General features: G+C 50.3%; 19 protein-coding genes, 1 tRNA gene and 1 pseudogene. 16 read left to right on the top strand and 5 right to left on the bottom strand.

The annotated features are described in order from the left end of the window. From DOU50_RS06720 to DOU50_RS06740, 5 genes and pseudogenes are all read left to right on the top strand, one after another. Nucleotides 1-471, top strand: a pseudogene (locus tag DOU50_RS06720) (tryptophan--tRNA ligase); the annotation flags it as partial. A gap of 251 nt (nt 472-722) precedes the next feature. After that, entirely contained in the window at nt 723-1,205 is a 483-nt protein-coding gene (locus DOU50_RS06725) for a hypothetical protein (protein ID WP_148769085.1), read from the top strand. 3 nt (nt 1,206-1,208) lie between these two features. Next, the gene (locus DOU50_RS06730; protein WP_148769086.1) at nt 1,209-2,867 is read left to right on the top strand and encodes an S-type pyocin domain-containing protein; all 1,659 of its coding nucleotides are present in this window, start codon (nt 1,209-1,211) and stop codon (nt 2,865-2,867) included. A gap of 1 nt (nt 2,868) precedes the next feature. Next, on the top strand, nt 2,869-3,117 hold the full coding sequence (locus DOU50_RS06735; protein ID WP_077266469.1) for a bacteriocin immunity protein: 249 nt from the start codon (nt 2,869-2,871) through the stop codon (nt 3,115-3,117). Between the two features lie 114 nt (nt 3,118-3,231). Further along, a complete protein-coding gene (locus DOU50_RS06740; protein ID WP_148769087.1) occupies nt 3,232-3,603 on the top strand; it encodes a hypothetical protein in 372 nt (123 codons plus the stop codon). A gap of 79 nt (nt 3,604-3,682) precedes the next feature. On the opposite strand, the gene DOU50_RS06745 is transcribed toward DOU50_RS06740, so the two are convergent. Next, nucleotides 3,683-4,156 (bottom strand): SymE family type I addiction module toxin, encoded by a 474-nt coding sequence (locus tag DOU50_RS06745; protein ID WP_148769088.1) that lies wholly within the window; start codon nt 4,154-4,156, stop codon nt 3,683-3,685. A gap of 400 nt (nt 4,157-4,556) precedes the next feature. Here DOU50_RS06745 and DOU50_RS06750 point away from each other — a divergent pair, with 400 nt between their 5' ends. From DOU50_RS06750 to DOU50_RS06790, 9 genes are all read left to right on the top strand, one after another. After that, nucleotides 4,557-5,570, top strand: a complete 1,014-nt coding sequence (locus tag DOU50_RS06750; RefSeq protein ID WP_148769089.1) for an HNH endonuclease domain-containing protein — start codon at nt 4,557-4,559, stop codon at nt 5,568-5,570. Next, entirely contained in the window at nt 5,570-6,160 is a 591-nt protein-coding gene (locus tag DOU50_RS06755) for a class I SAM-dependent methyltransferase (RefSeq protein ID WP_148769090.1), read from the top strand. The genes DOU50_RS06750 and DOU50_RS06755 overlap by 1 nt, the downstream gene beginning before the upstream one ends. A gap of 297 nt (nt 6,161-6,457) precedes the next feature. Beyond that, nucleotides 6,458-7,060 carry a DUF1819 family protein gene (locus DOU50_RS06760; RefSeq protein WP_101998469.1) on the top strand — a complete coding sequence of 201 codons (603 nt, stop codon included), beginning with the start codon at nt 6,458-6,460 and terminating at the stop codon, nt 7,058-7,060. After that, nucleotides 7,057-7,659: a DUF1788 domain-containing protein gene (locus DOU50_RS06765; RefSeq protein WP_148769091.1), complete on the top strand. Its 603-nt coding sequence runs from the start codon at nt 7,057-7,059 to the stop codon at nt 7,657-7,659. The genes DOU50_RS06760 and DOU50_RS06765 overlap by 4 nt, the downstream gene beginning before the upstream one ends. Before the next feature lie 11 nt (nt 7,660-7,670). Continuing rightward, nucleotides 7,671-11,312 carry a BREX system P-loop protein BrxC gene (brxC, locus tag DOU50_RS06770; protein ID WP_148769092.1) on the top strand — a complete coding sequence of 1,214 codons (3,642 nt, stop codon included), beginning with the start codon at nt 7,671-7,673 and terminating at the stop codon, nt 11,310-11,312. A gap of 45 nt (nt 11,313-11,357) precedes the next feature. Then, complete coding sequence (gene pglX / locus DOU50_RS06775) at nt 11,358-14,972, top strand: BREX-1 system adenine-specific DNA-methyltransferase PglX (RefSeq protein WP_148769093.1); 3,615 nt, start codon at nt 11,358-11,360, stop codon at nt 14,970-14,972. Nucleotides 14,973-15,162: 190 nt separating this feature from the next. Beyond that, on the top strand, nt 15,163-17,760 hold the full coding sequence (gene pglZ, locus DOU50_RS06780) for a BREX-1 system phosphatase PglZ type A (RefSeq protein WP_148769094.1): 2,598 nt from the start codon (nt 15,163-15,165) through the stop codon (nt 17,758-17,760). A 10-nt stretch (nt 17,761-17,770) separates the two neighbouring features. Beyond that, nucleotides 17,771-19,855 carry a protease Lon-related BREX system protein BrxL gene (gene brxL / locus DOU50_RS06785; RefSeq protein ID WP_148769095.1) on the top strand — a complete coding sequence of 695 codons (2,085 nt, stop codon included), beginning with the start codon at nt 17,771-17,773 and terminating at the stop codon, nt 19,853-19,855. Nucleotides 19,856-19,893: 38 nt separating this feature from the next. Next, nucleotides 19,894-21,024, top strand: coding sequence for a hypothetical protein (locus DOU50_RS06790; RefSeq protein ID WP_148769096.1), 1,131 nt, complete (start codon nt 19,894-19,896; stop codon nt 21,022-21,024). Between the two features lie 582 nt (nt 21,025-21,606). On the opposite strand, the gene DOU50_RS06795 is transcribed toward DOU50_RS06790, so the two are convergent. The 4 genes from DOU50_RS06795 to rraB all read right to left on the bottom strand — a co-directional run bounded on the left by DOU50_RS06795 (nt 21,607) and on the right by rraB (nt 23,781). Beyond that, nucleotides 21,607-21,691: transfer RNA gene (locus tag DOU50_RS06795), tRNA-Leu, on the bottom strand. Nucleotides 21,692-21,797: 106 nt separating this feature from the next. After that, entirely contained in the window at nt 21,798-22,520 is a 723-nt protein-coding gene (locus DOU50_RS06800) for a topoisomerase II (RefSeq protein WP_148769097.1), read from the bottom strand. A gap of 30 nt (nt 22,521-22,550) precedes the next feature. Next, nucleotides 22,551-23,309, bottom strand: coding sequence for a tRNA isopentenyl-2-thiomethyl-A-37 hydroxylase MiaE (miaE, locus tag DOU50_RS06805; RefSeq protein ID WP_045908070.1), 759 nt, complete (start codon nt 23,307-23,309; stop codon nt 22,551-22,553). Between the two features lie 46 nt (nt 23,310-23,355). Further along, nucleotides 23,356-23,781, bottom strand: coding sequence for a ribonuclease E inhibitor RraB (gene rraB / locus DOU50_RS06810; protein ID WP_023324077.1), 426 nt, complete (start codon nt 23,779-23,781; stop codon nt 23,356-23,358). 99 nt (nt 23,782-23,880) lie between these two features. Here rraB and argL point away from each other — a divergent pair, with 99 nt between their 5' ends. Continuing rightward, nucleotides 23,881-23,976 carry a putative translational regulatory protein ArgL gene (gene argL, locus DOU50_RS23800; protein WP_214516355.1) on the top strand — a complete coding sequence of 32 codons (96 nt, stop codon included), beginning with the start codon at nt 23,881-23,883 and terminating at the stop codon, nt 23,974-23,976. Next, complete coding sequence (gene argF / locus DOU50_RS06815; protein ID WP_148769098.1) at nt 23,946-24,950, top strand: ornithine carbamoyltransferase; 1,005 nt, start codon at nt 23,946-23,948, stop codon at nt 24,948-24,950. Before argL ends, argF begins: the two co-directional genes overlap by 31 nt. Nucleotides 24,951-25,003: the final 53 nt, after the last annotated feature.

Below are 25,003 nucleotides of genomic sequence, written 5' to 3' on the forward strand. Positions count from 1 at the left end.
CACTGCAAGGCGATGCTGAGCGACACCAGCCGCCTGCCCGGCATCGACGGCAGCGCCAAGATGTCGAAATCGCTGGGCAACACGCTGCACCTTTCTGCCAGCGAAGAGACCATTCACCGTGCGGTCAGCGCCATGTACACCGACCCGAACCATCTGAAGGTGAGCGACCCGGGGCAGATTGAGGGGAACGTGGTGTTTACGTACCTCGACGCGTTTCATCCGGACAAGGACAAAGTGGCGGCGATGAAGGCGCACTATCAGGCGGGCGGGCTGGGTGACCGGGTTTGCAAGAACGAGCTGGAGGCGTGCCTGCAGGAGCTGATTGCGCCGATGCGGGAGCGGAGGGCGAGGTATATGCAGGACAAGGGGGAGCTGATAGCGATGCTGAAGCGCGGGACGGAGCGGGCGCAGGGGGTGACGCAAGAGACGTTGAGGGAGGTGAAGGTTGGGCTGGGGGTGCCGGTGTTTTGAAATAACGTCATGCAGCGTATATATTCAAATAATACATGCGCTGCATAATATTATTTATCGGCAATTCAGCGAATATTACATTTATAATTAACAGGAACCATTACTATCCCTTCTTTAAAAGATGACCAATATCAATCTGGATATTTATTTCGGATTTTAGCCCGACTTATTAACCACTTTATGTATATTCGCCTTACAGGCTAAAGCCTAGCATTGCTGCATTTACTCTTCTGCCCCTACAAGGAATTGTCATGCAGCTTTATACCAATGAATTTACCGCTGAGTTGAAAGCGGAAATAGATCGTTCGCCGTTTTCCGATGAACAACTGGCCGCCATGCCCGAGGACGCGCGCGCCATTATTGCTGAACAGGAAGCCTTTCATCGACAACATCCCGTCACCGCCATCTGGCGGATCGCCACGGCTGGCAGCCAGACCCGAATGGGCGGCATGGTACTTCCCGTCGATCGTGAAGCCACAATGCTCATGGACGATGGGAGTTACACCAGCCTGATTGTCGAAGGAGACTGTGTGGCCTATCCGGATGGAACGCTCGCCACGATTATGACCTCATCAGGAACCGCTTTTACCTGGAAAGGACACGGCGTTGCCCTGGTAGGCAGCCTGCTTGATAACGATGACGAGATTATCAGCACACCGCTCGGCAGTACTTATCTGGTCACCCGCGAAGGGATTCCACCTCAAGAGGATTTCTTAACCTGGCCCGGAGAATAGGCCATGGGCTACCGTTCCACGAACTACGGCCGCGGTCAGGCGCTGCACGGCGACAGAACGACCACCGGCGCAATATGTTGTAGCACCCTGCCCAACTGCACCGAGCACGGGCGCGGCGTTATCCGCGTTGGCGATAAAACTACGGCATGCCCTAAATGCGGCAAACAGGGCGTTGTTGCAGACGGCGAACCTCGCGTTAACTGGATGGGACAAACCTCAGCCGTCGATGGTTCTGTCGTCATTTGTGGCTGCCCGCACGGAACCAACCGCGTGATCGCCCCATCGGGAGAGTGGCTCGGCTCCGGTCCCTCTCCTGAACAGATCGCACAGGAAAAGCATCAGGCCATGCTCGCAGCACGCCGAAAAGAGCAAGAGGCCGAAGCGCAGCGACAAGCAGAAGAACGCGATCGCAACCGGGTCTTTGCGAAATCCTGCCTGCGCGGTGAAGGCTGTAACGATGCAGGCACCGGCAGTGAGCCGCACACCAACTTCGCCGAAATGGCATTTTACCAGGCCATGCCCAACGACGCCCCGCAGCACGCCCAGGCGGCAAAGCGTAAGGCGATCCCAAAACCAAAGCAACGCAGCGCGCTTTATCTTTGGTGGAACGGGCATCACGAGGAGATGGACTATCAGGCTGCCATTGCGGCCGAAGAGAGGGCCTGGACCGCGCGGAACGCGATAGCCGATGCCAGCGAACTCGCACTCGTTGGCGGGCGCACCATCACTTCCGGCACATGGGCCGTGCGCGGCGCTGCACTTGGTGAGATAGCGACGGGAGGCCTTGGTGCACCTGTCGCAGGGCTGCTCATAGGGATGTATCCCGGCAAGCTGAACGACGGAGAGCAGGATTTTATCGACCGCATGCGCGCCGAGCAGATGCGGGAAGCCCCTACCCGCGTTCGCTTCACCTGGGAGAACGACGCCAGCGGTAACCCGACGCCGCGAGGCTGGCATACGCCGCCCGGCAAAGACAGCGTGCGCGTTCGCACGATGGAGTGGGATAGCCGACGCCAGGCGTACACCTTTACTACCGAAGAAGACCCCTGCATCACCCTCATCTGGACACCGGACCGCACCGGAGAGAGTAAGCCGTGGGATACGGGCAATCACAACCCGGTACGGATACCGAACCCGGTTGTGGTTGATCCGCTGCCGGAGGATACGGGGATTGGTGCGACGACCAGCCCGACACCGGAAGAGAAGACGTTTGCGGATTATATTCTGATTCTGCCGGTGGGCGGGGTGCCACCGATTTATGTCTATATCCGCCACAATCCCGGACAGGTCACAGGCAAGGGACAGAAGATTAGCGGCATTTGGTTATCAGATGCGAATACGGGGAATGGGTCTCCTATTCCAAGCCAGATAGCGGATCGATTACGTGGGCAGACATTTACGGACTTTGACCAGTTTCGTAAGGCATTTTGGCTGGAGGTATCGAGGGATCCGGGACTGCTTGAGCAATTCAACCGAGGGAATATTGGTAACATCAAGGTAGGGAAAGCACCGTCACCACGAGAAAATGAGCAGGTAGGCGGTAAAGTGAAATATGAGATTCACCACATAAAACCTATAGTTGAGGGTGGTGAAGTATACAACATTGATAATATGGGGATAGTGACCCCTAAACGTCATATTGAAATTCATCGAGGGGCATAAATTGAAAACGATAAGTGATTATACAGAATACGAGTTCCTTAATTTCGTAAGAAAATTGTTTGATGTCACTGCCACCACTGAAGCTGAAGATATAAAAAACATCCTCGAATTCAAACGATTGACTGAGCACCCTGATGGTTCCGATCTTATTTACTATCCACGAGAAGATAGAGAAGACAGCCCCGAAGGCGTAGTTCAGGAAGTAAAGGAGTGGCGTAGGGAAAATGGTAAATCCGGTTTCAAACCATAGCAAGGATAATCATGCTTTCTGGACCAGTACTCTACTTCGCACCTTATCGAATAGCGGGTGACTGTTAAGTTCCGGATAGCCAATTGAAACTAACGAGTACGGAATACTTTGTAAATGGAACCTACTCTCGCACAAGTTATTGAGGTCGTACGTGAGTCATCTGGGATACATCGTAAACCTATTGATAGCAACACCTGGATTGAGGTCGATTTGCATATTTGCGGTATGGATGGCGAAGACCTACTGGAAGACTGCGAAGAAGCTTTTGGCGTTCAGCTTGCCACAGAAGAAGATGGATATATGAAAACGTTCTCTCTTGCTGAGAACGAGTATCTGTTTACGGGTGAGGGTATAGATTTTTTTGGCATCTGTAGATTTATGCGCTGGGTGCGTGGCATACCCGAACCTGTGATACGCGATTTAACCGTTGGCGAACTTCACGCTGTGCTGGTTAAGGCTGTGAAAGAGCAGGTTAAGCACGAGTGATTTCTGAAGATTACGGGCATGGGATAACATGCCCGTATCGTTTTATTGCTTCAAGAATTACATGAGGTGGGAGGCACGGTTACTCCGACATCGCCTGCCCTGTTCCACGCTTAACAGCCGGTATATCGCCTGTATCATTCAGCGCTCCCGGAAACGTCTTCAACCACTGCTCGACTTTCTGTTTATTTATATTCACCACGCTCATCCCTTCCAGACATCCCCATAATTCTCTTGTATGCTGCGGCGTAATCACAATGCAGTCTTTCATGGCGCGGATTTTCACGGGCATACCGTTGATAAAGCCCGCGCGGGTTAACCAGTCGCCACCCAGCAGAAGATATTTCATATCGATGCGCGCATACAGTTCGCAGCAGGCGGCACTGTCCTGCGGCGTTTCCGCGCGAGGGTGGACGGGCGCCGCGTTGGGCTGGTTGCCGTGAAGACGGCGGGCGCTGTTTTTGCGTATCAGCTCGCGGTTTTCAATCATGCCGGTGAAAGCGTCTGATTCTGTTTTGCAAACAGTAAACTCTGGCTTAAAATTCGTCGCAGCCATTTTCAACTCCTGTCTAGTTGGTTGTGGTTAGCGGTATGGGGGTGTTGCAGCACCTTCATATCGCGAATTCCTCGTTAAATTCTCTTTGATACTTCCTTTGCCATTCGGCGTAATTTCTGGTGCTCATTATACAGGGCTGAATATAAATACAGCGGTTTTGGGTGGAGTAAATTTGGAATTTGCGAAGGGGATTCAGGAAATAACGGTAGGTATTTTTTAAATCGAGGAACAACAACGCTTCGGCCTGAAAATCACTTCAACTCCCCCCTTTTCCTCTCAGACCTCTCAAAAATTCATCAAACCTATAGATTAACGATTTACATCACCCTGATTTTGTTATGTGATCCTATTACAGGTTTAAGTAACACCCTGCCCAGCCAACCGTAACAGGACTTCATCGATGGAATTTTATCAGGCCGATCCGACGCTTGAGAACTACTGGCGTGGTGTGATCCTCTTTGGAAGGAACGTCGCATCTTACAAATTTGCGCTGGCGTCAGCGTTGTATGAAGTGGATAAGACGGGCAGCGATTTGATAACGCTCGACCAGCTTGCCGTGCCGTTCAGCCGCTATCTTTGCGAGCACCTGAAGCATGCGCCAAAACAGATCACCTCCCGCAGCAGTCAATTTCTGGAAACCTGCCTGAAGTTCAACCGAGGTGAAATCACCCACGCCCAACTCATTGAAGCGACGGTGCGCCTGGGCTTTAACAACGTAATCGATGCCTTTCATTACGTGAACCAGGGCGAGATCGATAAACGTTTTTTCCTTGATGAGCGCAAAACCAACAACGGGATCCGCCTGACGGATAACTTCTATTTACTGGGCGAACGCCTGCAGTATAAAAACCTCGCCTTTGAAACCAATGCCCGCTGGAACCTGGTGGAACAGGCCTGGTCGATGGGGATTTCACGTAATCTTGTGGGCGTGGAGTTCGACGAAGATAATCAGCTGCTGTTCACGAGGGTGAATGCGCGTCGCGTAGACATCACCAGCTGCCGCGACAGCCTGAATGGATACCAGAAAGGACGGTGTTTTTACTGCTTCAAGCCCATCAGCCTGGTTCCGGGAGACGCAGAACTGGCGGACGTTGACCACTTTATTCCCTGGGCTGCCCGCCACGAAGTGAGCAATATTAACGGCGTATGGAACTTAGTGCTGGCCTGTCGTTGCTGTAACCGTGGCGTTGAAGGCAAGTCGGCACGCATTCCCGACCTCAGGCTCCTGCAGCGGTTACACACCCGCAATGAGTATTTTATTCAGAGCAAACTGCCGTTACATGAGACGATTGTTCTACAGACAGGGCAACGTCCTGAAGCACGTAAAAGCTTTCTCCAGCGCAACTGGCAGGCCGCGCTGGATAAACTGATCCATACCTGGAAACCCAACGCGGAAGGCGAGGCAACGTTTTAATGACACTTCACTACTATCAGAACCACGCGCAGGATTTCTTCGATGGCACGGTCAATGTCGATATGACCCCGCTTTACGAGGCCTTTACCCAACATCTGACGCACGGAGCCCGTGTTCTGGATGCGGGCTGCGGTTCAGGCCGGGACGCAAAAGCCTTTCATGAGATGGGTTATCTGGTGGATGCTTTTGATGCCTCTTCCGCGATGGCGGAGCTGGCAACGCAACATACCGGGCTACCCGTGCAGCTGATGACCTTTTCAGAGATCGACTGTAAAGCGCAGTACGATGGGATCTGGTGCTGTGCCTCTTTGCTGCATGTCCCCTCTTCTGAGTTGCCTACGGTGATGCAGAAGCTTGCGGATGCGCTTAAACCTGGCGGCGTCTGGTATGTGTCCTTTAAGTATGGGAATGGTGAGCGTGTGCAGGGTGAAAGACGGTTTACGGACCTGGATGAAGAGGGATTGCGGGCGTTGGTGAAGGCGGTTCCGGGCGTCGTGATCAATATGCTATGGATTACAAAGGATAATCGGCCTGGAAGGATTGAGGTTTGGCTGAATGGGACATTAAGAAAAGAGCCCATTAATTTGTAAGTTTAAGCTAGCAGACTATTGGATCCTGTCATTAATTATCTGTAGCTGCCCCATAGATTAAAGGCAATCGCTCAATAAAGCACGGTCTCTTAGTCTAACCGGTTCTGGCCGTGCGCACTCAAACAAAAGAGCCTATTCTTACCCATCGGGGAACCAGGAAGTGATAAGCACTCTATCATTCGGACCTTGCCCTCTCACAATTTGCCTTTTCTCATGGCATCCCGCCCCTTCCCCCATTACAATCATCATTTGTTTTTTTGCGAGCAGCATAGCAGTTTTCAGAGGGTAGAAATGACGGTGAAGAACGACAAGGCATGGATTGGAGACCTGTTAGGCGGGCCGCTGATGAGCAGGGAAAGTCGAATCATCGCTGAGCTCATGCTTACCGCACCCGATGAACAGACCTGGCAAGAACAGATCGTCGGTCATAACATTCTGCAAGCCTCCTCGGCCAATACAGCGAAACGCTATGCCACAACGATAAGACTACGCCTGAACATGCTTGATAAAGCAGCGTGGTCACTTATTGCAGAAGGGAGCGAGCGCGAGCGTCAGCAATTGCTGTTTGTTGCCATGGTTCTCCATTCACCCGTTGTCAAAGACTTCATGGCAGAAGTGGTGAACGAGCTGCGCAGACAGTTTAAAGAAAAGCTTCCTATGGATAGCTGGGATGAGTTTGTCGCCAGCCATCTTCGTCAGCAGCCCATACTCACCAGTTACTCAGATTCATCCATAAAAAAAATGGGGAATAATCTGGTTAAAGCGCTGGCTGAAGCGGGTTATCTGGATACACCTCGTCGGCGTAATTTACAGTCGGTCTTTCTTTTACCAGAAACATTGGCAACCTTGCAGCGTCTTGGGCAGCAGGAATTGGGTCCTATTTTGGAGGGGCAACGGTGATCGATCCCGTGCTTGAATACCGCCTGTCACAGGTTCACAGCCGCATTAGAGAAGAGCGCTTTCTCAAAAACAACGGCTCCGGTAATGAGATTGGTTTTTGGATATTTGATTATCCTGCTGAGAATGAGCTACAGGTGCGTGAACACCTTAAATATCTGTTCCGGAATCTGGAAAAAGACCACAAGTTCGCACACATAAATATCTTTCAGATTATTATCGACATGCTTTCTGAACGTGGGTTATTTGAGCGCGTCTGTCAGCAGGAAGTGAAAGTAGGTACCGAGGCTCTGAAAAAACAACTCGTCGGTTTATTGAACCAAAAGAAGATCGCAGATTACATAGCCAAAAAATTCGATCTGCATAACCAGGAATTTGTCATCCTGACAGGCATGGGTAATGCCTGGCCGCTCGTTCGTGGGCATGAGCTGATGAGCGCCTTGCAGGATGTGATGGGGTTTACTCCCCTGTTGATGTTTTATCCGGGAACCTATACCGGACACGACCTCTCTCCGTTGGCGGGCATTGATTCCCGAAATTATTATCGCGCCTTTAGACTGGTGCCTGAAAGTGGGCCAGCGGCGACATTGAATCCTCGTTAAAGAGCACAGCAATGAATATTGAACAGATCTTTGAGAAACGTCTGGACCGAAATATTAATGGCGTTGTGAAAGCCGAACAGACGGACGATGCCAGTGCCTGGATTGAGCTTGATGAATACGTCATCACCCGGGAACTGGAAGGACATCTTCGCCATTTCTTCGAATCTTATGTCCCGGCAACCGGTCCGGAGCGCATACGCATGGAAAACAAAATTGGCGTATGGGTTTCAGGGTTCTTTGGCTCAGGTAAATCACACTTTATCAAGATTCTGTCGTATCTATTGTCTAACCGCAAAGTCAGCCATAACGGTACAGAACGTAATGCATACTCCTTCTTTGAAGACAAAATAAAAGATGCTCTGTTCCTCGCTGATATCAACAAAACGGTTCATCATCCGACGGAAGTGATTCTGTTCAATATTGATTCTCGTGCTAACGTCGATGACAAAGAAGACGCCATCCTTAAAGTCTTCCTGAAGGTATTTAACGAACGGGTTGGCTACTGTGCTGATTTTCCGCACATCGCCCATCTGGAACGTGAGCTGGCTAAACGCGGCCAATACGACGCGTTTAAGACCGCTTTCTCCACTATCACTGGTTCAAGCTGGGAAAAAGAGCGCGATTCCTACTATTTCATCAGCGATGAAATGGCAGAAGCCCTAAGCCAGGCCACAGGTCAAAGCGTTGACGCCTCGCGTCAATGGGTGGAACAGCTGGATAAGAACTTCCCATTAGATATCAATAATTTTTGCCAGTGGGTCAAAGAGTGGCTGGATGAAAACGGCAAAAATATCCTCTTCATGGTGGATGAGGTCGGCCAGTTCATCGGTAAAAATACGCAGATGATGTTGAAGTTGCAGACCATCACTGAAAACCTGGGGGTTATCTGCGGTGGACGCGCATGGGTTATTGTGACCTCCCAGGCAGATATCAATGCGGCCATTGGTGGGATGAGCAGCCGCGATGGACAAGACTTCTCTAAAATCCAGGGCCGCTTTTCAACTCGTCTGCAGCTTTCAAGCTCCAACACATCCGAAGTTATCCAAAAACGTTTGCTGGTGAAAACCGATGCTGCAAAACCCGCACTGGCGAAAGTCTGGCAGGAAAAAGGCGACATTCTGCGCAACCAGCTTGCTTTTGATCCCACAACCACCGCTTCTTTGCGCCCCTACACCAGCGAAGAGGAATTTATTGATAACTACCCGTTTGTCCCGTGGCACTACCAGATTCTGCAGAAGGTTTTTGAGTCTATCCGGACCAAAGGTGCCGCCGGTAAACAGTTAGCCATGGGTGAACGCTCGCAGTTAGAAGCGTTCCAGACTGCGGCACAGCAGATCGCCCCGCAAGGTCTGGATTCTCTTGTGCCGTTTTGGCGCTTTTATGCCGCGATTGAAAGCTTCCTGGAACCGGCCGTCAGCCGCACCATCACTCAGGCCTGCCAGAATGGTATTCTTGATGAGTTCGATGGCAACTTACTGAAAACGCTATTCTTGATCCGCTATGTCGATGTACTGAAAAGTACACTCGATAACCTGGTCACCCTTTCTATCGATAAAATCGATACTGATAAAGTCGAACTACGCCGTCGCGTTGAAAAAAGCCTGAACAAGCTGGAACGGGAAATGTTAATTGCACGTGTTGAAGACAAATACGTGTTCCTGACCAACGAAGAAAAAGAGATCGAGAACGAGATCCGCAACGTCGAAGTCGATTTCTCAGCGATCAACAAAAAACTGGCTTCGATCATCTTTGATGACATTCTGAAAAACAGAAAGTATCGCTATCCAGCGAATAAACAGGACTTCGACATCAGCCGTTTCCTTAACGGGCACCCGTTGGACGGCGCGATGCTTAACGATCTGGTGGTGAAAATCCTCACGCCAAAAGATCCGACCTATACGTTCTATAACAGCGATGCCGCCTGCCGTCCTTATACTTCAGAAGGTGATGGCTGTATTTTGATTCGCCTGCCTGATGAGGGGCGCACCTGGACTGATATTGATTTAGTTGTCCAGACTGAAAAATTCCTCAGAGACAATGCCGGACAACGCCCGGAACAGGCCAGCCTGCTTTCAGAAAAAGCCCGCGAAAACAGCGTGCGCGAGAAAATGCTCCGCGTTCAGCTAGAGTCGCTTATTGCCGAAGCGGACGTCTGGGCGATTGGCGAGCGCTTACCGAAGAAATCTTCGACGCCGTCCAGCATCGTGGATGAAGCCTGCCGCTATGTGATTGAAAACACGTTTGCCAAACTAAAAATGCTGCGTCAGTTCAACGGTGATATCGCACGTGAAATTCATGCGCTACTAACGGTGGAGAATGATGCGGAGCTGGATCTGGGCGAACTGGAGGAATCCAATCCCGACGCAATGCGCGAGGTGGAAACCTGGGTCAGCATGAACATCGAGTACAATAAGCCCGTCTATTTACGCGATATTTTGAACCACTTTGCTCGTCGACCTTATGGATGGCCGGAAGAAGAAGTGAAGCTAGTGGTTGCCCGTCTGGCGCGCAAAGGCAAATTCAATTTCAGCCAGCAGAATAACAATATCGAGCGTAAACAGGTGTGGGAGCTGTTCAATAACAGCCGTCGCCACAGCGAGCTGCGTCTGCACAAAATTCGTCGTCACGACGAATCACAAATTCGCAAAGCCGCCCAAACCATGGCGGAGATTGCCCAACAGCCGTTTAGCGAACGTGAAGAACCCGCACTGGTCGAACATATCCGTCAGGTCTTCGACGACTGGAAGCAAGAGCTGAATGTCTTCAGAGCGAAAGCGGAAGGTGGAAACAATCCAGGCAAAAATGAGATTGAGTCAGGTCTGCGCCTGCTGAATTCCATTCTTAGCGAAAAAGAAGATTTTGCTCTGATTGAGAAGGTCACCACCCAGGCAAACGAATTGCTGGATTTCAGCGAAGATCGCGAAGATTTGGTCGATTTCTACCGCAAGCAGTTCGCCACCTGGCAAAAGCTGGGGGCTGCGCTGAATGGCAGCTTTAAATCCAACCGCAGCGCGCTGGAAAAAGACGCCGTGGCGGTAAAAGCGCTGGGTGAGCTGGAAAGCATCTGGCAGATGCCGGAGCCTTATAAGCACCTCAATCGCATCACGCCGCTGATTGAGCAGGTCCAAAACGTCAACCATCAGTTAGTCGAACAACACCGCCAGCACGCCCTGGAGCGTATTGACGCCCGTATCGAAGAGAGTCGCCAACGCTTGCAGGAAGCGCACTCCACGTCAGAGCTGCAAAACAGCGTTCTGCTGCCGATGCAAAAAGCCAGAAAACGCGCCGAGGTCAGCCAGTCGATTCCGGAAATTCTGGCGGAACAGCAAGAGACGAAGGCGCTACAAACGGAAGCAGAGAAGAAGATTAACCAGTGGATCGACGAGCTGCGTAAAAAGCAGGAAGCCCAGGTACGGGCTGCGAATGAGGCAAAAAACGCTGCCGAGTCAGAACAAACCTATGTTGTGGTAGAAAAACCCGTTATCCAACCGGTACCGAAAAAAACGCATCTGGTGAATGTCGCCAGAGAGATGCGCAAAGCCACCGGTGGTGAAGTGCTGGAAACCGCCGAGCAGGTGGAAAAAGCGCTTGATACGCTTCGTGCTGCCCTGCTGGCAGCCATTGAGGCAGGTGACCGGATTCGTCTTCAGTAACCCCCATTTCAGGGCAGCGCTCTGCTGCCCTTTGCAGGATTTTCTATGAATACCAATAACATCAAAAAATACGCTCCACAGGCCCGTAACCAGTTCCGCGATGCAGTGATCCAGAAGCTAACCACGCTGGGGATTTCCGCCGATAAAAAAGGTACTTTGCAAATTGCAGATGCCGAGATCGTTGGCGAAACCGTGCGCTATGGTCAGTTCGACTACCCCAAATCCACCCTCACCCGCCGCGATCGTCTGGTAAAACGCGCCCACGAGCAGGGCTTTGACGTGCTGGTTGAACACTGTGCCTATACCTGGTTTAACCGCCTGTGCGCCATTCGCTATATGGAGATCCATGGTTATCTTGACCACGGCTTCCGTATGCTCTCTCACCCGGATAATCCTACCGGTTTTGAAGTGCTGGACCACGTGCCGGAAGTGGCGGAAGCGCTACTGCCGGAGAAAAAGGCACAGCTGGTCGAGATGAAACTTTCCGGCAACCAGGACGAAGCCATCTACCGTGAATTGCTGCTGGCGCAGTGCCACGCCCTGCACCGTGCGATGCCGTTCCTGTTTGAAGCAGTGGACGATGAAGCCGAACTGCTGCTGCCGGATAACCTAACCCGGACAGACTCCATTCTACGCGGCCTGGTGGACGGCATTCCGCCTGAAGACTGGCAAGACGTTGAGGTTATCGGCTGGCTATATCAGTTCTATATCTCTGAGAAAAAAGCCGCGGTTATCGGCAAAGTGGTGAAGAGCGAAGATATTCCTGCCGCCACCCAGCTGTTTACCCCAAACTGGATTGTGCAGTATCTGGTGCAGAACTCCGTCGGCCGCCAGTGGTTGCAGACCTACCCGGATTCGCCGCTGAAAGGCAAAATGGACTATTACATTGAGCCTGCCGAACAGACGCCAGAAGTGCAGGCGCAACTGGCAGCCATTACGCCTGCCAGCATTGAACCGGAAAGCATCAAGGTGCTCGACCCGGCCTGCGGTTCCGGGCATATTTTGATTGAAGCCTATAACGTGCTGAAAAATATCTACGAAGAGCGCGGCTATCGCGCCCGTGATATTCCACAGCTGATTTTGAAAAATAATATTTTTGGTCTCGACATTGACGACCGTGCTGCCCAGCTTTCCGGTTTTTCCTTATTAATGATGGCCCGTCAGGATGACCGCCGGATATTCACTCGCGACGTACGCCTGAATATTGTCTCCCTTCAGGAGAGCCTGCATCTGGATATTGCTAAACTGTGGCAGCAGCTGAACTTCCACCAGCAGAACCAGACCGGCAGCATGGGTGATATGTTTGCCGAAAACACTGCATTAGCCCATACCGACAGCCCGCAATATCAGCTGCTGATGCGCACGCTGAAACGCTTTGTGAACGCCAAAACGCTGGGATCGCTGATTCAGGTACCGCAGGAAGAAGAAGCGGAACTGAAGGCATTTCTTGATGCGCTGTATCACCTTGAACTGGAAGGGGATTTCCAGCAGAAAACCGCGGCTAAAGCGTTTATTCCGTATATTCAGCAGGCGTGGATCCTGGCGCAGCGGTATGATGCGGTAGTGGCGAATCCGCCTTATATGGGTAGTAATTATTACAACTCAGAACTCAAAGAATATATCAATAACAGCTATCTATTTTCGAAAAGCGATCTATATTCAGCATTTATTACACAAAATCTAGCGCTCTCAAAGGAGAATAAATACATTGCAATGATTACAATCCCAAACTGGATGTTTCTTTCTTCATTTGAGCATCTAAGGGAAATTATTGCATCTAATTTCTACATAAGTTCATTAATTCATAATGGAAGAGGGGTTTGGGGATCTGATTTTGGTAGTTGCTCGTTTGTTTTAATGAAAAATGCCTTATCTAATGCTAACGGTGTATTTAAGAAACTTTTTAACAAACAAGGCTCTATCGCTACAAACAAGGAACTTGAGAATCGCTTTTATAAAAATGAGAGATTGTATGCGAACTTGCATTCCTTAAAAAAAATACCGGGTACTCCAATAGCTTATTGGGTTAACGAAGATATATTAAACACTTTCGAAAACAAAAAAATTGGTGATTTTTTTGAAGTTAAAGCTGGTATTAGTTCCGGAGATAACGAAAAATTCATTTTATATTGGTGGGAGATAAATTCATCTTTAATAGGAGCAACCCACTCGTCAAAATATTACTTGCTACATAATAAAGGCGGCGGGTATAAAAAATGGTATGGCAATATTGAATACGTACTTAAGTATGGAAGTAGCAACATTTGTCTTTTAGAGAATAATGCTGGATTTAGGCATGACGGTAAAGATTATTTTGGGAAAGAGATGATTGGATGGAGCAAAGTTACATCAGCAGAATCTTCATTCAGATATTATCCAGAAGGTATGAGTTTTGACTCAGCAGGTTTATCGTTATTCAATAATTCTAAAAATGAATTACTTTCTGCGCTAGCGTTTCTTAACTCAAATTTATCCATGTCGATGATAGGATTTCTAAGTCCAACTTTAAATGTTACGCCACAAGTGGTGAAGTCCTTACCTTATAAAAAAATCAGTAATGAGCATGTTAATTTGATTGAGAAAATGATCTCAATCAGTGAAATGGACTGGAATGCCAATGAAGTGGCTCATGCATTTAAAAAACTCGAAATCCACGCTCAAAATAATAAATTAAAGAATCTTTTGGATGAACTTAAAAAAATCAACTCAGACAAAACCGATGAATTAAAAGAACTTGAAGAAACAAACAATAAAATCACATTTAAACTTTACCTTGAAAAGGACGCTGATTGTACCACCTCTATCAAAAAGGTTACTTTGTTAAATAATCCAGCTTTTAGGCATAACGCAGAGCCAGAAGAGTATTCATGTAGATTTTATGCCGATAAAATTATGGATACTATTTCCTACTCCATCGGCTGCATGATGGGCCGCTACTCACTCGATCGCGAAGGCCTCGTCTACGCTCACGAAGGTAATAAAGGCTTCACAGAACTAGTCACCGAAGGCGCATACAAAACCTTCCCGGCCGACAACGACGGCATCCTGCCACTAATGGATGACGAGTGGTTTGACGACGACATCACCTCTCGCGTCAAAGAGTTTGTTCGCACCGTCTGGGGCGAGGAGCACCTACAGGAAAACCTCGAATTTATCGCCGAAAGTCTCTGTTTATACGCGATCAAGCCGAAAAAAGGCGAATCTGCGCTGGATACCATCCGCCGCTATCTTTCCACCCAGTTCTGGAAAGATCATCTGAAGATGTATAAAAAGCGCCCGATCTACTGGCTGTTTAGCTCCGGTAAAGAGAAAGCGTTCGAGTGCCTGGTCTATCTGCATCGCTATAACGATGCGACGCTGGCGAGAATGCGTACCGAATATGTAGTGCCGCTGCTGGCGCGCTACCAGGCCAATATCGATCGCCTGAACGAACAGGTCGATGGTGCCTCCGGCGGCGAAGCCACCCGTTTGAAGCGCGATCGCGACAATCTGAGCAAGAAATTCAACGAACTGCGCAGCTTCGACGATCGCCTACGTCACTATGCTGATATGAGAATCAGTATTGATCTCGACGACGGCGTTAAGGTTAACTACGGTAAGTTTGGCGATCTGCTGGCGGATGTGAAAGCCATTACCGGCAGTGCACCTGAGGTGATGTAAGTCAGATAGCATACCTTCCCACACCACCGGGCTTTAGCCCGGTGGTGATCTCGATACGGGAAACCGGCCTTATTCAGGCATCCGTCACCTCCAGTTCATGATAAAATGCGGCTTTGTGTCAGAACGCGGAACAGGGTTTCCAGGCGTTCAGACATCTTCGAATTTACCGAATCAACATGGGATTGTGACCTTGCAAAATCAGGAATTTATTGCCGGCCTTAAAGCAAAATTCGCCGAACATCGCATCGTTTTCTGGCACGATCCCGATAAGCGTTTCCTCGAAGAGCTGTGTAACCTCGAACTGGAGAACGTCACGCTGCTCGATATGACCGACCAGTCGCTGCTGGCGGTGAAAAAGCGCATTGAAATCGATGAACCGGAACAGCAGTTTTTGCTGTGGTTCCCTCACGATGTGCCCCCAAAAGAGTTCGACTGGCTGCTGGATATTCGTCTTTATAGTACGGAGTTCCACGCCGATTTCGCCGCCATCACGCTAAATACGTTAGGCATTCCGCAACTTGGCCTACGTGAGCATATCCAACGCCGGAAGGCATTTTTCAGCACTAAACGTCTTGCTGCCTTAAAAGGCCTGGTGACTGAGCAGGAAAACGAAGCCTCCCTTGATAAGAAGATGGTTGCGGTCATCGCTGGCGTGAAAACAGCAAAAACGGAAGAGATTCTGTTCAGCCTGATTACCCAATACGTTAATCAGCAAAAAGATGACGACAGCGACCTGGAAAACACGCTGGCGATGCTGAAACGCCACGACCTGGAAGGCGTTCTGTGGGACATTCTGAATCAGGAAATGGGCTACCAGGCCGAATATCCTTCGCTGGAAAACCTGCTCCGTAAGCTGTTCTGTACCGATCTTTCCGCGCAGGCTGATCCGCAGAAACGCGAATGGCTTGAAAAAAACGTACTGACCACGCCGTCAGGCAGAGCCTCCGCGCTGGCCTTTATGGTCACCTGGCGCGCCGACCGCCGCTACAAAGAAGCCTATGATTATTGCGCACAGCAGATGCAGGATGCGCTGCGACCAGAAGACCAGTACCGTCTCAGCTCGCCGTATGATCTGCACGAGTGCGAAACCACACTGAGCATTGAACAGACCATCATCCATGCGCTGGTGACGCAGCTTCTGGAAGAAAGCACCACGCTTGACCGTGAAGCCTTTAAGAAGCTCCTGTCCGAACGTCAGAGCAAATACTGGTGCCAGACGCGTCAGGAATACTACGCTATTTATGATGCACTGCGTCAGGCCGAACGGCTGCTGAATCTGCGCAATCGTTATATCGATGGTTTCCACTATCAGGACAGCACAACGTTCTGGAAAGCGTACCGCGAAGAGCTGTTCCGCTTTGACCAGGCCTACCGCTTATTTAACGAATACGCGCTGTTGGTTCACAGCAAAGGCGCAATGATCCTGAAAAGCCTGGATGACTATATCGAAGCGCTATATTCCAACTGGTATCTGGCAGAATTAAGCCGGAGCTGGAATAAGGTTCTGGAAACCGAAAACCGTATGCAAGAGTGGCGTATTGCGGGCGTTCCACGGCAGCAGAACTTCTACAATGAGGTGGTTAAGCCGCAGTTTAACAATCCACAAATCAAGCGCGTGTTCGTGATTATCTCCGACGCGCTGCGTTATGAAGTGGCAGAAGAGCTGGGCAACCAGATCAATACCGAGAAGCGCTTTACTGCCGAACTGCGTTCCCAGTTGGGCGTGTTACCCAGCTATACCCAGCTGGGAATGGCGGCATTGCTGCCCCATGACGAGATGTGCTACCAACCGGGTAATGGCGACATCGTTTATGCGGACGGGTTGTCCACCTCCGGTACGCCTAATCGCGATTCCATTCTTAAAAAATATAAAGGGATGGCAGTAAAATCCGACGATCTGCTGAAATGGAAAAATCAGGAAGGACGGGATCTTATTCGCGATTACGAAGTCGTCTATATCTGGCATAACACCATTGATGCCATGGGTGACAGCGCATCTACGGAAGAAAAGACCTTCGAAGCGTGTCGCAACGCGGTGGTTGAACTGAAGGATTTAGTGACCCGTGTGATAAACCGTCTTCATGGTACACGTATTATCGTTACAGCGGACCACGGCTTCCTGTTCCAGCAGCAACCCCTTTCCGGTCAGGATAAAACCACGCTGCAGATCAAGCCAGACAATACGATTAAAAATCACAAACGCTTTATCATCGGCCATCAGCTTCCTGCCGATGATTTTTGCTGGAAAGGAAAAGTGGCGGATACCGCAGGCGTCAGCGACAGCAGCGAGTTCCTGATCCCGAAAGGGATCCAGCGTTTCCATTTCTCGGGCGGCGCGCGATTTGTGCATGGGGGTGCCATGCTGCAGGAAGTCTGCGTTCCCGTATTGCAGGTGAAAGCGCTGCAGAAAACCGCTGCAGAAAAGCAACCTCAGCGACGCCCGGTAGATATTGTCGCTTATCATCCAATGATCAAGCTGGTAAACAATATCGATAAGGTCAGCCTGCTGCAGACTCATCCGGTAAGCGAATTGTACGAGCCACGCACTCTGATCATTTATATCGAAGACAATGCAAAAAATGTGGTTTCCGGCAAAGAGCGTATCTGCTTTAACAGTGATAACGCAACGATGGAAAAACGCGTGCGTGACGTCACGCTAAAGCTGATTGGCGCGAATTTTAATCGCCGTAATGAATACTGGCTGATACTGGAAGATGCGCAAACGGAAACGGGTTACCAGAAGTACCCTGTGATTATCGATCTGGCATTTCAGGATGATTTCTTTTAAGTGAGGCGATATGCAAACCCATCATGACTTACCCGTTCCAGCCGTCTCCAAAGGGGAACTCGTCGCAGAAGGTTACGATCTGGACGCCTTACTGAATCAGCATTTTCGTGGTCGGGTGGTGCGTAAAGATCTGACCAAGCAGCTCAAGGAAGGGGCTAACGTCCCGGTCTATGTGCTGGAGTATCTGCTCGGTATGTACTGCGCTTCCGACGATGACCAGATCGTCGAGCAAGGGTTGCAGAACGTTAAGCGCATTCTGGCTGATAACTACGTCCGCCCTGATGAAGCAGAGAAGGTGAAATCGCTCATTCGTGAGCGAGGATCCTACAAGATCATCGATAAAGTGTCGGTAAAGCTCAATCAGAAGAAAGACGTTTACGAAGCCCAGCTCTCCAACCTCGGTATTAAAGATGCATTGGTTCCACCGCAGATGGTCAAGGACAACGAGAAGCTGTTGACCGGTGGCATCTGGTGCATGATCACCGTGAACTACTTCTTTGAGGAAGGACAGAAAACGTCCCCCTTCTCTCTGATGACGCTCAAACCTATCCAGATGCCCAATATGGACATGGAAGAGGTATTTACCGCACGTACGCACTTCAACCGCGACCAGTGGATTGACGTCCTGCTACGTTCCGTGGGTATGGAACCTGCCAACATTGAGCAGCGAACTAAATGGCACCTGATCACCCGCATGATCCCTTTCGTGGAAAATAACTATAACGTCTGCGAACTGGGCCCACGCGGTACCGGTAAAAGCCACGTCTATAAAGAGTGTTCGCCAAACTCACTGCTAGTTTCCGGCGGACAAACCACGGTAGCAAACCTGTTTTACAACATGGCCAGCCGCCAGATTGGCCTGGTTGGCATGTGGGATGTAGTCGCGTTTGATGAAGTGGCTGGGATCACTTTCAAAGACAAAGACGGCGTGCAAATCATGAAAGATTACATGGCGTCTGGCTCGTTTTCCCGCGGCAGAGATTCGATTGAAGGCAAAGCGTCGATGGTGTTCGTCGGCAACATCAATCAGAGCGTTGAGACGTTAGTCAAAACCAGCCATTTGTTAGCCCCCTTCCCTGCCGCGATGATCGACACGGCGTTTTTCGACCGCTTCCACGCCTATATACCCGGCTGGGAAATCCCGAAAATGCGCCCGGAATTCTTTACTAATCGCTACGGCCTTATCACAGATTATCTCGCCGAATACATGCGGGAAATGCGTAAGCGCAGCTTCTCCGACGCGATTGATAAGTTCTATAAGCTGGGTAATAACCTCAACCAGCGCGACGTTATCGCGGTAAGGCGCACAGTTTCTGGCCTATTGAAACTTCTTCATCCCAATGGCTCTTACAGTAAAGAAGATGTCCGTGTTTGTCTGACCTACGCTATGGAAGCCCGCCGTCGTGTCAAAGAACAGCTTAAAAAGCTGGGCGGACTGGAATTCTTCGATGTGAACTTCAGTTACATCGATAACGAAACGCTGGAAGAATTCTTCGTCAGCGTGCCAGAACAGGGCGGCAGCGAATTAATTCCGGCTGGCATGCCAAAGCCAGGCGTAGTGCATTTGGTTACGCAAGCGGAAAGTGGCATGACGGGTCTGTATCGCTTTGAAACTCAGATGACCGCTGGTAATGGTAAGCATAGCGTTTCTGGTCTGGGATCAAGCACTTCGGCTAAGGAAGCTATCCGGGTAGGATTTGACTATTTCAAAGGCAACCTCAGCCGCGTTAGCGCGACAGCGAAATTTTCTGAGCATGAATATCATCTTCATGTGGTCGAATTGCACAATACCGGACCAAGTACCGCGACCAGCCTTGCCGCGCTGATTGCGCTGTGTTCCGTTTTACTGGCGAAACCCGTTCAGGAACAAATGGTCGTGTTAGGTAGCATGACGCTCGGTGGTGTGATCAACCCTGTTCAGGATCTGGCAACTAGCTTACAACTCGCCTTTGACAGCGGCGCGAAAAAGGTCCTTCTGCCGATGTCTTCCGCGGTAGATATCCCGACGGTGCCAGCCGAGTTATTTACCAAATTCCAGGTCAGTTTTTACTCTGAACCTGTAGATGCGGTGTATAAGGCGCTGGGTGTCAATTAGAATTAAAACCAATTTTTTAAAAATTGAAGAGGCTACAAATGGAAAAACGCTCTGAAATTAAATTCACAAGACCTTGCCTCTCCATATATGAAAATAATAAGGTATTGACCCCAGCTTATGCTTTGCAGTGTTTGACGCAGAAAAAAGTGGTTCAGATAAACTTAGATAATTGCTCTTTACAAAGAATGGAGGAATTATCATCGACATCAACTCTGGAGGATGTAAAACGAGTTGGCCTATTGCCGTTAGTAAATTTATTACAATCAGGAAATGTATGTTTAACCGCAATTGGTGTTAATGAAATGCCTGATATATGGGTTGAGAAATCAATGACGGCCTATCAGAACTTTTGCCACCGATTCTGGCCTGGTCATATTGACGATCCCGAGGCGACTTTCAGGGAATACGCCCCTGACTCTGAAAAAAAGAAAATTAATTTTCAGGAACTTTCCGTTGAAGCAAGGACAGTATATGGTCTTCATTATATATCTATGCTTCAAATTCAAAATATAAAATTAAACTATTCTCATCTCACGCCTGAAAAAAGATTCGAAGTATATCTTTTTAGCATGATAAGCTTCATTGACATGATTAGTGCGTATGATTTAGAAATAGCAAAATATGCTTTTTGGGATCTTGACTCAAACACCATTAATCAGTTGCCAGAGAGTATACATACGCGTCGAAAATATATAAAAGAGAATTTTTATAAGAACGGAAGCAATCTTGATAAATGTCGATGGTATGCTTTTGATGCAGCGATGGACTTACACTGGCTTACGGGAGCTAATTTTTCAGAAGATATAGGTTCCTTCATCACTATAAATGGTGTAAAGTTTGAGACCGAGCATTGGGTCGGGACAAACGATAAAAAATTACATTATATCTCACAAAACATTCATCATGTTTATTATGAAGGTTCAACAATGAAGGCGTTGAGTGTCTGTAGAGAAGATGAGTTGATCGCATTTCAATACTGGAAAATTGTCGATAACATTTCAGCGTCCGTGCTATTATTCCGAAAGAATTTAAAAAAAGAATCAAATCCGAAAATTACTAAAATGATTGATTTGGCTGTTCAGCAAATCGAAAATGACATACAAAATTTTTTCTTAAAGAAGGAACAGCTAAAATCCCAGCATCAAATAGATATTTCCAGTTCACTTTAAGCTTTAAGGAAACAGTTATTTATATATCGTTATATCTTAATTCTGGCTGTATTATAATACTATACATGTAGGATGTTAGTCATCATTCGATTAAGTTCCTAATGCTGTAAGATGCTGTTTTATCGCTTTAGCAACAGTATCGGCAATTCTTGGCCGGGGGTGTAGACGATTGTAAAGCATAGTGCATAATCGCTGCAGTGCGTTGCTGTAACCGGGCGGCGCCTTCGAGTTACCCAGTAGATCCCCATCTTTATGGGACAAGTAAATTCCGCATTTCCGGTTCCTCAGTGTTTTGCTTACCAATTGCGGTAATTAGAGATTCTCTATGGGCATTTCCAATGCACGAGCACTATGCAATGTAGACAACCTTACACGTTATCGCTTATTGCTCCTGATCTACCTTAAGGCTTTATTACTCTCACTGAGATCGACGTCATTATCTACAGTTGTAACCACATCAATAAGCTTATGTAGACTGAATCAGGTTAATTAAGGTTGAGCAGAAAAGCGAGGACAGCCTTACGGCTACAGGATTTCAGACACAAAAAAAGTCGCTCATAAGCGACTTTGATTTGCATCTTTTGGTGCCGAAGGCCGGACTCGAACCGGCACGTATTTCTACGGTTGATTTTGAATCAACTGCGTCTACCGATTTCGCCACTTCGGCACTGAAGGGGATGCGGAAACGTTGTGGATTATACCTGTCGCGCGCCGCCATGCAAGCGACGACGCGCTAAACCTACGCTAAGTGCCCAAAAAACCAGCGCCCTTTGTCACTCCAGCTCAGACACCGCCAGACGAATCACCCCCGCCGCCTTCTGCTCCGGCAGCGCCAGCACCTTCGCCCACATCTCCTGCACCATATCGCAGGAGAGCTTCTCTTTGCCCGCCGCCTTCTCCGGCATCTGCAGCAGCTGGATGTCCTCGCCGTACTTATCGGCAAGTTGCTTCATAATCGGCCGCACATCCTCGACAGCGGCCTCACGTTCGGCCTGCGTCACGGTGTGGCGATTTTTGCCGTAGGCCGCGCGCATCATGTCGGCGTCGGCCTGCATGCGCCGCGCCATCAGGTCTTTATCCAGCATGCGCATCGGGTTCACGCCGCCCTTCACCGTCGGGTAGAGGAAGCGGAAGCAGGCGTCGTCGCTCACCTTCTGGATGGCGGCGGTCTGCTCCATGTTGATGGTCATGTAGTTCACCACGTTGGCATCCGGGGCGTTTTGCAGGCGCGACATCTGCAGATGCAGGATCTGCGGCTGGATGGTGTCGATAATCTGCTGCTCCGGCTCGCCCGCTTTTTGCAGGGCGGCCATCTGGTCGAGGATGCGCTGGTGCAGCACAGGCTCCTGCTCCTTAATCACCTGCCAGGCAGGCATCGCGTTAAGGGCGTTATCCATCTGCTGTTCCGGAGCGCGCTGCCTGTCGAAGAAGACCCAGAAAGCCACGGCGGCAGCCGCGACAATAACAATGACCGTACTGATCCACGTTTTTTTCATCTCGCATCCTTATCCTTGCGTTATGCCGGTTTACACCGGCACGCCGCTGTGGAAGCGAAACTCGTTGTCCGGTGTCGAGATAAGTGTGGCTTCAATTTCGCCAAAAAGCTGTATGCGCGGTGAGATATCGTCGTCGCTCACCTGCTGAGCCAGCGTCAGGTAGTCCTGATAATGGCGCGCTTCCGAGCGCAGCAGCGAGAGATAGAACTTCTGCAGGTCGTCGTCGAGGAACGGGGCCAGCGCGGCGAAGCGTTCGCAGGAGCGGGCTTCGATGTAGGCGCCGCAGATGAGCTTGTCGATCAGCGTCAGCGGCTCGTGGGTGCGCACTTCCTTCAGCATCCCTTTGGCGTAGCGGCTGGCGGTGATTTTGACGTACGGAATGTCGCGAGCCAGCATCGCCTCGCGCACCTGCCAGAAGTGGTGCAGCTCCTCTTTAATCAGCAGCACCATGCTGTCGATCAGCGCCTGGCCCCACGGGTCGTCGGTTTTGGGCATCACGCTTTTGCCAATCTGCTTGTGCAGGGCGATGAAGTCCGGCTCCGGGCCGTCGCGGAAGGTGAACTGTTCGTAGGGCTTAAGCCAGTCGAGCAGCGCGTCGGCACCGCTTTCGTCGGCGACGTATTTACGCACGAGTAATAGCGCGGTCTGGGCGGCCTTGAGCTCGCACACCATGTGGTCGGTGAGCAGCAGCGGCAGGTTCGCCGGGTCGCGGGCTTTATCAATCCATGCTTGCGGGGTCGGGCACTGGAGGAAGTTGAGTACGGGGGCGAGTATCTGCGGGTAATCCATGGTTCTGCCTTGAAAAAGCGGTGGCGCGTGCCACCGCCTGAAACGCTTAGTGACGCACGCCGTCGTCGTCTTCGTCGATGTAATCTTCGTCGTCGCCTTCTTCGCCGTCTTCACCGTTCGGATCTTCGAAGTAGGTTCCCCAGCCGTCGTATTCCACGTCAAACTTCTCGGCCAGGTTCATCAGCTGTTCGACCTGCGCGTCAATCAGCTCCGCCTTCAGCGCGCCTTCGCTCAGGATGTCGCAGCAGATGACGGTGTCGCCCTCTTCCACTTCCAGCTCTTCCGGCTCGGTCACTTCGTAACCCAGCTTGAAGGCTTCCACGGCCATTTTTTCCAGCGCGTCGAAATCATCCGCAGAGAAATGGTGCTCGATGGTGTACAGCGCGTCCGGATCGCTACCGTCTTCCAGCAGCTCTTCAATAATCAGACGCGTCTCTTCGCGTTGCTCTTCCAGTAATTCCGGGTTTGCCATGGCTCAATCCTCTTTAAAGTGCGGCAGATACTTCTATTTTCACACACGGACGGGTTTGCCTCCACCTTTGTTGGAAAGATTTGTGAAACGGGGTTGCAAATGAATAATTACACATATAAAGTGAATTTTAATTCAATAAGTGGCATTCGCCATGTGAGGATAAAATGTCTGATCTGTACAAGAAACACTTTCTGAAATTGCTCGACTTTACCCCTGCACAGTTCACTTCTCTGCTGACCCTTGCCGCACAGCTCAAAGCCGATAAAAAAAATGGCAAGGAAGTACAGAAGCTTACTGGTAAAAACATCGCGCTCATCTTCGAAAAAGACTCGACCCGTACCCGTTGCTCTTTCGAAGTTGCCGCATTTGACCAGGGCGCGCGCGTTACCTGGTTAGGGCCGAGCGGCAGCCAGATTGGGCATAAAGAGTCAATTAAGGACACCGCGCGCGTGCTCGGGCGGATGTACGACGGCATTCAGTATCGCGGGCACGGCCAGGAAGTCGTCGAAACGCTGGCGCAGTATGCGGGCGTGCCGGTGTGGAACGGGCTGACCAACGAGTTCCACCCGACGCAGCTGCTGGCGGACCTGCTGACCATGCAGGAGCACCTGCCGGGCAAGGCGTTTAACGAGATGACGCTGGTTTACGCGGGCGACGCGCGCAACAACATGGGCAACTCGATGCTGGAAGCGGCGGCGCTGACCGGGCTGGATCTGCGCCTGGTGGCCCCGAAGGCCTGCTGGCCGGAAGAGAGCCTGGTGGCGGAGTGCAGCGCGCTGGCGGAGAAGCACGGCGGGAAGATCACCCTGACGGAAGACGTGGCGGCGGGCGTGAAGGGCGCGGACTTTATCTATACCGACGTCTGGGTGTCGATGGGCGAAGCCAAAGAGAAGTGGGCGGAGCGGATTGCGCTGCTGCGCGGGTATCAGGTGAACGCGCAGATGATGGCACTGACCGGCAACCCGGACGTGAAGTTCCTGCACTGTCTGCCGGCGTTCCATGACGATCAGACCACGCTCGGCAAGCAGATGGCGAAGGAGTACGATCTGCACGGCGGGATGGAAGTGACGGACGAGGTGTTTGAGTCGAAGGCGAGCATCGTGTTCGACCAGGCGGAAAACCGGATGCATACGATTAAGGCGGTGATGGTGGCGACGCTTGGGGAGTGATTGACTCCTCTGCGGTCTGGTGCCCTCACCCCGGCCCTCTCCCACAGGGAGAG

The organism is Enterobacter sp. C6, from assembly GCF_008122455.1.
Classification (GTDB): domain Bacteria; phylum Pseudomonadota; class Gammaproteobacteria; order Enterobacterales; family Enterobacteriaceae; genus Enterobacter; species Enterobacter pseudoroggenkampii.

Excerpts from the sequence above, each read along its gene's own strand:
- DOU50_RS06730 (WP_148769086.1), top strand. The coding sequence starts at position 1,209 with ATGGGCTACCGTTCCACGAACTACGGCCGCGGTCAGGCGCTGCACGGC.
- miaE (WP_045908070.1), bottom strand. The coding sequence starts at position 23,309 with ATGGATTACCCGCAGATACTCGCCCCCGTACTCAACTTCCTCCAGTGC.
- brxL (WP_148769095.1), top strand. The coding sequence starts at position 17,771 with ATGCAAACCCATCATGACTTACCCGTTCCAGCCGTCTCCAAAGGGGAA.
- DOU50_RS06790 (WP_148769096.1), top strand. The coding sequence starts at position 19,894 with ATGGAAAAACGCTCTGAAATTAAATTCACAAGACCTTGCCTCTCCATA.
- DOU50_RS06725 (WP_148769085.1), top strand. The coding sequence starts at position 723 with ATGCAGCTTTATACCAATGAATTTACCGCTGAGTTGAAAGCGGAAATA.
- argL (WP_214516355.1), top strand. The coding sequence starts at position 23,881 with ATGAATAATTACACATATAAAGTGAATTTTAATTCAATAAGTGGCATT.
- rraB (WP_023324077.1), bottom strand. The coding sequence starts at position 23,781 with ATGGCAAACCCGGAATTACTGGAAGAGCAACGCGAAGAGACGCGTCTG.
- argF (WP_148769098.1), top strand. The coding sequence starts at position 23,946 with ATGTCTGATCTGTACAAGAAACACTTTCTGAAATTGCTCGACTTTACC.
- DOU50_RS06740 (WP_148769087.1), top strand. The coding sequence starts at position 3,232 with ATGGAACCTACTCTCGCACAAGTTATTGAGGTCGTACGTGAGTCATCT.
- brxC (WP_148769092.1), top strand. The coding sequence starts at position 7,671 with ATGAATATTGAACAGATCTTTGAGAAACGTCTGGACCGAAATATTAAT.
- DOU50_RS06755 (WP_148769090.1), top strand. The coding sequence starts at position 5,570 with ATGACACTTCACTACTATCAGAACCACGCGCAGGATTTCTTCGATGGC.
- DOU50_RS06800 (WP_148769097.1), bottom strand. The coding sequence starts at position 22,520 with ATGAAAAAAACGTGGATCAGTACGGTCATTGTTATTGTCGCGGCTGCC.
- DOU50_RS06750 (WP_148769089.1), top strand. The coding sequence starts at position 4,557 with ATGGAATTTTATCAGGCCGATCCGACGCTTGAGAACTACTGGCGTGGT.
- pglX (WP_148769093.1), top strand. The coding sequence starts at position 11,358 with ATGAATACCAATAACATCAAAAAATACGCTCCACAGGCCCGTAACCAG.
- DOU50_RS06745 (WP_148769088.1), bottom strand. The coding sequence starts at position 4,156 with ATGGCTGCGACGAATTTTAAGCCAGAGTTTACTGTTTGCAAAACAGAA.